Source organism: Dokdonella sp., assembly GCF_049593775.1.
GTDB lineage: Bacteria > Pseudomonadota > Gammaproteobacteria > Xanthomonadales > Rhodanobacteraceae > Dokdonella.
The window spans coordinates 1-8019 of record NZ_JBAWHJ010000126.1 but is presented as its reverse complement, the minus strand read 5'-3'; the positions used below and the strand labels follow the sequence as shown (position 1 = coordinate 8019).

The following is an 8019-nucleotide window of genomic DNA, read 5'->3' as shown; positions in this document are numbered from 1 at the left end:
CTTCACGACCCACCAAACAGTCTTCAGTTTCGAGTGCGACAGCCAGTCGCATGCCGGTCGGGTTCAACGGCTCCAGCGATGCGAATGTGGCGGAATTGGTAGACGCGCTGGATTTAGGTTCCAGTGGGGTAACCCGTGAGAGTTCGAGTCTCTCCTTTCGCACCAGATCGAAAGAGCCCAATGCTTATCCTCTGGCGGAAACGAGGGAAAGCCGACCCGCTTTTACTTTTCGGCAGCCGGTATCCCCGGCGGAAGCGAGGGTGATCTGCCCCCTGGCCCGTGCGGAATCCCGCCCAAACGGCCCCGTAGCCGCGCCGACTGCGCTGGTCGCGTCGAGTCTCCCTCACGGTGATCCCCGCTCGCGCTGGCAACCACACTGCGTCATCGGCGCACGGCATTTGCGCAAAAAACGTGCATCAACCCCTGCGAATTCATGCGTCAATGCTTTATTATAGTCGGCTAGCCACGCCCGGCATCTGGTCGGGCTCTGTCGTTTTAAGGAGCATCCATGCAAGTTTCGGTTGAGAACGTCGGCAATCTTGGACGCAAGCTGACGGTGCGCATTCCTGCCGCTCGCCTTGAGGATACGGTCCGCAGTCGGGTCCAGGAAATGGGCCGCAATGCGCGTATCAAGGGATTCCGCCCCGGCAAGGTGCCGACCACAGTGATCGAGCAGCGCTACGGCGCCCAGATCCGTGGTGAAGCCTTGTCTGAACTGATTGGCTCCACGTTCCAGGAAGCCGTGTCCAACGAGAAGTTGCGTCCGGCGATGCAGCCCTCGATTGCCACGAGCGGCAGGCCGGACAACGGTGAGATCGAGTACATCGCAACGTTCGACGTGATGCCGGAAATCGGACCGGTCGATGTCAGTGGTCTTGAGATCGTGCGCCAGACCTCCACGGTCGAGGATGCCGATATCGATACCATGATCGACACTCTGCGCATGCAGCGCCGCAGCTGGAATCCGGTTGACCGCGCCGCTGCCAATGGAGACATGGTGCTGTTCGAATTCAGTGCCCAGGCTACCGATTTCCGCTATCCGGAAACCGGTACCGACCGGGTCGGTACCATTGTTGGGTCGGACGCGCTGTTCAAGGATCTTGAAGATCTCCTGATCGGCCATGTCGTCGATGACGCTTTCGAGGCTGACCTCGATTTCCCGTCGGATTTTCGCATCGAAGGCCTCGCAGGCAAGTCTGCGCGCGCCAGTTTCAAGATCGTCCGCGTCCAGGAAGCCAGCCTTCCTGAGCTTGATGCCGCCTTCCTTTCCACATTCGGTGTGGTTGAGGGTGGTCTGGAGCAGTTCCGCGAGGATGTTCGCGCCAATCTGGAGCGCGAGCTGTCCGCGGCACTGGCTTCCCGCCTGAAGGCTTCGGCGGTCGAAAAACTGATCGACGCAAATGCGAGCCTGGAAATTCCGCCGACCCTGATTGAAAGCGAGGCGCGTGAGCTCGCACGTCAGTCGGAAGGTGACAAGGCTGGACAGAAAGAGTCGATTTCACATGAGCCGTACATGGCGTCTGCCCGCAGGCGTGTAGCCGGTGGCATGTTGCTGGCGGAAATCGCCCGCCAGAATGAGATCAGAATCGACATGCGGCGTGTGTCCGAAGCGCTTTCGGCTATAGCATCGACCTATGAGGAACCACAGCAGGTGGTTGAACTTTACTCAAAGGATGCCCAGATGATGAGTGGCCTGCAAAGCCGAGTCCTTGAAGATCAGGTCATCGACTGGATTGCGCAGAATGCCAAGGTCAGCGAAAAGAAGCTGAGCTTCAGCGAAGTGATGCGTCCTGGCGCCTGAGCGCCGCGTTCAACGGAGATCCAGAATGTCCAGCCACGAGCCAATCCAGGGTCTCAACCTCGTTCCGATGGTGGTCGAGCAGACTTCCCGCGGCGAGCGCGCCTACGATATTTATTCGAGGCTGCTGAAGGAGCGGGTAATCTTCCTGGTCGGCCCGATTGACGACTATGTCGCCAACGTGGTCGTGGCCCAGTTGCTGTTCCTCGAGTCGGAGAATCCGGACAAGGACATCAATCTGTACATCAACAGCCCCGGTGGCTCGGTGACGGCTGGACTGGCCATCTACGACACCATGCGTTTCCTGAAGCCTGATGTCAGCACGATGGTCATCGGACAGGCTGCGAGCATGGGTGCGTTCCTGCTCGCTGCCGGCCAGAATGGCAAGCGCTACGGGCTACCAAATTCGCGGGTGATGATCCATCAGCCTTCGGGTGGGGCCCAGGGCCAGGCTTCGGATATCGAGATCCAGGCCAAGGAAATCCTCTATCTGCGTCGCCGCCTGAACGAGGAACTGGCGGAGAACACCGGACAGGATGTGGAGCGGATCGAGCGCGATGTCGAGCGAGACCTGTTCTTCAATGCCGTGGACGCAAAGGCCTACGGCTTGATCGACGATGTCCTTGACCGACGTCCCGCCGAGACTGTTCATCCGGTTTGAACCCACTGAAGGCAGCCTGGCAACTGGCAATCCCTGATCAGGCCCAACAGGCCTGGAATGGCGAATTGCTGTGCTATGCTCGCCCGGCATCAAGCAAAACCACCCGAGGCGAGGCATGACAGAAGAGCGACAAGGCCGATCGGGCGACGGCGGAAAGATCCTCTATTGCTCTTTCTGCGGCAAGAGCCAGCACGAGGTCCGCAAGCTCATCGCGGGGCCATCCGTATTCATCTGTGATGAATGCGTTGAACTGTGCAACGACATCATCCGCGAAGAGCTTGAGGAGAAGGCCGCTTCTGCGCGCAGTCACCTGCCCAAGCCCAAGGAAATTCTCGACGTACTCGATCAGTACGTGATCGGGCAGGCGCGCGCTAAGAAAGTGCTGGCAGTGGCGGTATACAACCACTACAAGCGCCTTGAATCTCGCAGCCGCAACGACGAGGTCGAGCTCGCAAAATCGAATATCCTGCTGGTTGGTCCCACCGGTTCGGGCAAGACCCTGCTGGCCGAAACCCTGGCACGCCTGCTCAATGTCCCGTTCACGATTGCGGACGCAACCACGTTGACCGAAGCCGGTTACGTTGGCGAGGACGTCGAAAACATCATTCAGAAGCTGCTGCAGAAATGCGACTACGATGTCGAAAAGGCACAGAGCGGCATTGTCTACATCGACGAAATCGACAAGATCTCCCGCAAGAGCGAAAACCCGTCCATAACCCGCGATGTTTCAGGTGAGGGTGTGCAGCAGGCCCTGCTCAAACTCATTGAGGGCACTGTGGCTTCGGTGCCCCCTCAAGGTGGGCGCAAGCACCCCCAGCAGGAATTCCTGCAAGTGGACACCAAGAACGTGTTGTTCATCGTTGGTGGTGCGTTCTCCGGTCTGGAGAAAATCATTCAGCAGCGCTCGGAATCGACCGGTATCGGCTTCAAGTCGGAGATTCGCAGCACTGGCAACAAGGCCGATACCGGGAAGTTGCTAGGGCAGGTGCAGCCTGGCGATCTGATCAAATTTGGCCTTATCCCGGAATTCGTCGGTCGCTTGCCCGTTGTCGCCACGCTCGAAGAACTGGATGAAGAGGCACTGGTCAAGATTTTGACCGAGCCCAAGAATGCGATCACCAAGCAGTTCAGGCGGCTCTTTGACATGGAAGGGGTCGAACTCGAATTCCGCCCTGATGCACTTCTGGCTGTCGCCAGGAAGGCGCTTGAGCGCAAGACCGGTGCACGAGGATTGCGGACGATCCTTGAACAAGTCCTGCTCGACACCATGTTTGACCTTCCGTCACTTGAGCACGTGAGCAAGGTCGTCATTGATGAGGCCGTGATCAACGGCCAGGCCGAGCCGTATCTGATCTATCAGGGCAATATGCAGGCACGTGCCGCCGCGGCCGAATAACGGCGTCCTCATCCCGCCCACGGGCTCGGGTCGCCCGCTGGCCAGAAGCCTTGCAATGCGGCCTGGCGCCCTCACTTGACCTGACGGCAGCGTGGATTCACGCTGCCGTTTGACTTTGCATGCTCCCGAAAGCCCCTGGATCCAAGAAATGGAAAAGCCCAGCAAGCCCCCAACAACCGCCGTGGATGACGTGATCGAATTGCCGATCCTGCCGTTGCGGGACGTTGTCGTCTATCCGCATATGGTCATTCCGCTGTTCGTTGGCCGGGAAAAGTCGGTCAGTGCGCTTGATGCCGCGATGGAGACAGACAAGCAGATTTTGCTGGTGGCGCAACGCAGCCCGGATGTGGATGAGCCCGAGGCAGGTGATCTCTACTCCATCGGCACGATAGCGTCCGTCCTGCAACTGCTGAAGTTGCCTGATGGCACGATCAAGGTCCTGGTGGAGGGAACTTCGCGCGCGGAGATCGTGGGATTTTCAGAGCGCAATTCCCTGCTGACCGGTCGCGCGCGCGCACTCGATCCGGTTAATACGCGGACTGACCGCGAGATCGAAGTCATTTCCCGCTCGCTGGTTTCCCTGTTCGAACAACTGGTCAAGCTGTCGAGAAAGATTCCCCCGGAATTGATGGCGACCTTGGCAGGACTCGAGGATCCCTCGCGCCTGGCCGACACGATCGCGGCGCATCTTTCGGTTCGACTGCAGGACAAACAGCAGATTCTCGAGACGCCAGACGTTGCCGATCGCCTTGAGCGCCTGATGGGCCTCGTCGATGGCGAAATCGACGTGCAGCAGATCGAGAAGCGCATTCGCGGCCGGGTCAAGTCGCAAATGGAGAAGAGCCAGCGCGAGTACTACCTCAATGAGCAGATGAAGGCGATCCAGAAGGAGTTGGGTGACTCCGAGGACGCGCCAAACGAACTCGAGGAACTTGCGCGCAAGATCGAAGCAGCAGGGATGCCGAAGGCGACCCTGGCAAAAGCCCGTGCGGAGCTGGGCAAGCTGAAGCAGATGTCTCCGATGTCAGCCGAAGCGACGGTGGTGCGCAACTACATCGAATGGATGGTCGGCGCGCCCTGGAAGAAGCGAACCAAGGTGCGCAGGGATCTCGGCCTTGCCCAGGAAGTGCTCGATGCCGATCATTTCGGCCTGGAGAAGGTCAAAGACCGCATCCTCGAATATCTTGCCGTGCAACAGCGCGTCAAAAAAATGAAGGGGCCAATCCTCTGTCTCGTCGGCCCGCCGGGTGTTGGCAAGACTTCGCTTGGTCAGTCCATTGCGAAGGCCACCAACCGCAAGTTCGTGCGCATGTCACTGGGCGGCGTTCGCGACGAGGCTGAAATCCGTGGACACCGACGTACCTACATCGGTTCGATGCCGGGACGGATCATCCAGAACATGTCTCGCGCCGGTACGCGGAATCCATTGTTCGTGCTCGACGAGATCGACAAGATGTCGATGGATTTTCGCGGTGATCCTGCGTCGGCCCTGCTGGAAGTTCTCGATCCGGAACAGAACAACGCATTCAGCGACCACTATCTGGAAGTTGATTTCGACCTCAGCGAAGTCATGTGGATTGCGACCGCGAACTCGCTGAATATTCCAGGTCCGCTACTGGATCGCATGGAAGTCATTCGCATCCCGGGCTACACCGAAGATGAAAAGGTCAACATCGCCGAACGCTACCTGGTTCCGAAGCAGCTCAAGGCCAATGGCCTCAAGACAACCGAGCTGAGCGTTGCCGAAAGTGCGATCCGTGATGTGATTCGGTACTACACGCGCGAGTCGGGTGTTCGCAATCTCGAGCGTGAAATTTCCAAGATCTGCCGCAAGGTGGTCAAGGAATTGAGCCTCGCGTCTTCGGGCAAGGGCAAAGCCGCCGCCAGGAAGAAAGCCGCCGGAAAATCCGCAGCGGCAAAGCCAACAACAAAACGCACCAAGGTCAACGTCTCCGATCGGAATCTTGGCGAGTATCTCGGTGTGCAGAAATTCAGCTTCGGCCGGGCAGAGCTGCAGAATGAAGTGGGTCTGGTCACAGGCTTGGCTTGGACCGAAGTGGGAGGCGACTTGCTCAGCATCGAGGCGACCACCGTCCCCGGCAAGGGCAAGCTCCAGCATACGGGCCAGCTTGGCGATGTCATGCAGGAGTCGATCCAGGCCGCACTAAGCGTGGTCAGGGCGCGCGTCGACAGGCTTGGTGTGGATCCCGAGTTCTATCAGAAGCTCGACGTGCATATTCATGTTCCGGAAGGTGCCACACCCAAGGATGGCCCCAGCGCCGGCGTCGCGATGTGCACGGCACTGGTATCCGCTCTGACCCGCATCCCGGTTCGTTCGGACGTTGCGATGACTGGCGAGATTACCTTGCGCGGGCGGGTTTTGCCGATCGGCGGGCTCAAGGAAAAGCTGCTTGCTGCACATCGCGGTGGCGTAGGTACCGTGATCATTCCGGAGGAAAATCGCAAGGATCTCGCAGACATACCGGGCAACGTTACCGAATCGCTGGAGATCCGACCGGTCAAGTGGATTGACGAAGTGCTGGATATCGCCCTCGAGCGCCCGTTGACGCCGACCACGCGCCCAGAGCCGGCGGAGATCAGCGGAAAAGGCAAGCGTGGCAGCGGAGATGCTCCAGTTCGACCGCACTGACGATGTCATCTGGACGTCGGGCAAGTCGATTGTTCTTGTCCGGGAAATTGAATCGGCGCATTGACCTGGGCAGTCATTTTTGTATGCGCCTGTGATCGCGCCCAATACACGAAAAGTCGCATAAATCCTTGTGTTGCGCGGTATCAGGGGCACTGGTATAAAGGTCGAGCCACGATTCGCCGATACAAATCGTATCCTGCGGACACGCGGGGGAACATGAATTGCGCGAGAGGTCAGCCCACCTCAATCAGGTTGCGCGATCAGTTCGAACCAAACAAATCCGGGTAGCTGCTCGTAAGGGAGTTGATAATGAACAAAGCTGATTTTATTAATGCTGTTGCCGACAACGCTGACATGACCAAGGCGGACGCGGAGCGCGCCGTCGAGGCAGTCTTCGGCGTCGTCAAGAGCGCGCTCAAGGCCGGTGACAATATTTCGCTGGTCGGTTTCGGCACATTCACTGTGCGAGACCGTGCTGCGCGTACCGGTCGCAACCCGCGAACCGGCGAAACGATCGAGATCAAGGCGTCCAAGGTTCCTGCTTTCAAGGCAGGCAAGGGACTCAAGGATGCGATCAACTAGGTTCAAGGACAGGGGGTGCTTAGCTCAGCGGTAGAGCGTCGCCCTTACAAGGCGAGGGTCGGGGGTTCGAAACCCTCAGCACCCACCACTCCATGTTCTGGGCGTCCGGTCGGTTACAATGCTGGACTGTCACGCCGGGGGTAGCGGATCAGGGTCCGCTCCGATTGCTACCTCCCAAGCAGGGCGCCCGAGTGGCGCCCTTGTCTTTTCATGCGTGAGCCGGAGTCCGGTTTCACGCGTTTTATTGTCGACGGCCGGGCCTGCCAGCTGCCGGCTGCAAACCTTCAACATTAGGCGGTTGCATGCTTCAGGATCTACGCGCAAAAACATCCGGTCTCATTGCGAAGATCATTCTTGGCGCGATCGTTGTCGCGTTTTCGTTCTTTGGAATCGAATCGTATTTCATTGGACGAACGGATACCTTTGTTGCCCGCATTGGCGACAGGGAAATTTCCCAGCAGGAATACCGAACGCGCTTTGACGAATTTCGTCAGGAACAATTGCAGCGTTCCAATGGCGCGATTGATGCCAGGATATTCGACCAGCCTGAAATCAAGCGCCGCATCCTTGATCAGATGATCGATGAGCAGGTGTTGCTCGCCGCCAATGCAGAGTACGGAATTGCGATTCCTGCGGATCGGCTGCGTGAGGAAATTGCAAAGATCCCGGCATTCCAGCGAGACGGAAATTTCGATGGAACCCTGTATCGGGCGCGCCTCTCCTCGCAGGGTTTGACCCCCAACGGATTTGCTGAGCGCGTTGCCAATGAGCTTGCGGCCAGGGAAATCCCCCTGGATGTGGCCAATAGTGCGTTCGCTACCGACAAGGAGGTCGATGAACTGCTTCGGCTTCGTGGTCAGCAACGTGATTTCCGGGTTCTGACCCTGGCTGCGCCGGAACCGGTTGCGGACGAGGTGACGGAAGAAGAAATC

6 protein-coding genes and 2 tRNA genes are annotated in these 8019 nt (G+C 58.4%); all 8 read left to right on the top strand.

All coding sequences use genetic code 11. The features are described from left to right. Positions 1–80: 80 nt before the first annotated feature. Positions 81–165: transfer RNA gene (locus WBP53_RS04340), tRNA-Leu, on the top strand. Positions 166–508: 343 nt separating this feature from the next. Then, positions 509–1801 (top strand): trigger factor, encoded by a 1293-nt coding sequence (tig, locus tag WBP53_RS04335; RefSeq protein ID WP_423926305.1) that lies wholly within the window; start codon positions 509–511, stop codon positions 1799–1801. Between the two features lie 25 nt (positions 1802–1826). Next, a complete protein-coding gene (gene clpP, locus WBP53_RS04330; RefSeq protein WP_423926303.1) occupies positions 1827–2459 on the top strand; it encodes an ATP-dependent Clp endopeptidase proteolytic subunit ClpP in 633 nt (210 codons plus the stop codon). A 115-nt stretch (positions 2460–2574) separates the two neighbouring features. Next, entirely contained in the window at positions 2575–3855 is a 1281-nt protein-coding gene (gene clpX, locus WBP53_RS04325; RefSeq protein WP_423926301.1) for an ATP-dependent Clp protease ATP-binding subunit ClpX, read from the top strand. Positions 3856–4003: 148 nt separating this feature from the next. Then, on the top strand, positions 4004–6505 hold the full coding sequence (gene lon, locus WBP53_RS04320) for an endopeptidase La (RefSeq protein ID WP_423926299.1): 2502 nt from the start codon (positions 4004–4006) through the stop codon (positions 6503–6505). Between the two features lie 309 nt (positions 6506–6814). Beyond that, a complete protein-coding gene (locus WBP53_RS04315) occupies positions 6815–7087 on the top strand; it encodes an HU family DNA-binding protein (RefSeq protein ID WP_423926297.1) in 273 nt (90 codons plus the stop codon). Positions 7088–7100: 13 nt separating this feature from the next. Beyond that, positions 7101–7175, top strand: a tRNA-Val gene (locus tag WBP53_RS04310). A 214-nt stretch (positions 7176–7389) separates the two neighbouring features. Then, a partial coding sequence (locus tag WBP53_RS04305) for a SurA N-terminal domain-containing protein (protein ID WP_423926295.1) occupies positions 7390–8019 on the top strand: 630 nt, incomplete at its 3' end.